1 protein-coding gene is annotated in these 839 nt (G+C 50.9%); it reads left to right on the forward strand.

Features of this window, described 5'->3' with window-relative positions; all coding sequences use genetic code 11:
• Positions 1-839: toprim domain-containing protein (locus tag R7Z49_RS24110; RefSeq protein WP_318112247.1), on the forward strand; the 839-nt coding region annotated here is incomplete at both ends.

Here is an 839-nt window from a genome sequence, read left to right on the forward strand (position 1 = left end):
CGAAGATGGTTTGAAAGACTATCTAGCCGAAGGCGTAAAAGGTTACCCAGTACTACCAGAAGAACCGTTTACTGGTGAGTTCTCTGCAGACACAGAAGCAGCAAACTGGGCAGTAATCTGGCAGCCAGAAGGCGGCGAGATGATCACCGAAAGTTACGTGAACCTTATCCCAACAGCTCAGGGTGGTACACACGTAAATGGTCTTCGCCAAGGTCTGTTGGATGCGATGCGTGAGTTTTGTGAATTCCGCAACTTGCTACCACGTGGTGTGAAGCTAACGGGCGATGATGTCTTCGACCGTTGTTCGTACGTGTTGTCGGTTAAGATCCAAGATCCACAGTTTGCTGGTCAGACTAAAGAGCGTCTTTCTTCTCGTCAAACCGCTGCGTTTGTCTCTGGTGTGGTAAAAGATGCATTCAGTCTGTGGCTAAACGAAAAGCCTCAACTTGCAGAGCAACTAGCGGAAGTGTGTATTGCTAACGCCCACCGTCGTATGCGCGCAAGCAAGAAAGTCGTACGTAAGAAAGTCGCATCGGGTCCTGCCTTGCCAGGTAAGCTAACAGACTGTTCCGTACAAGACTTAAATCGCACCGAAATCTTCTTCGTGGAGGGTGACTCGGCGGGTGGCAGCGCGAAGCAAGCCCGAGATCGTGAATTCCAAGCGGTAATGCCACTGCGTGGTAAGATCCTAAACACATGGGAAGTCTCTGCCGATCAAGTTCTGGCGTCTCAAGAAGTGCATGACATCTCGGTTGCGTTGGGTATCGACCCAGACAGCGACAACCTTGACAGCCTACGCTACGGTAAAATTTGTATCCTTGCCGATGCGGACTCGGACG

It is taken from the genome of Vibrio sp. 1562, assembly GCF_033340155.1.
In the GTDB taxonomy this organism is placed as follows: Bacteria; Pseudomonadota; Gammaproteobacteria; order Enterobacterales; family Vibrionaceae; genus Vibrio; species Vibrio alginolyticus.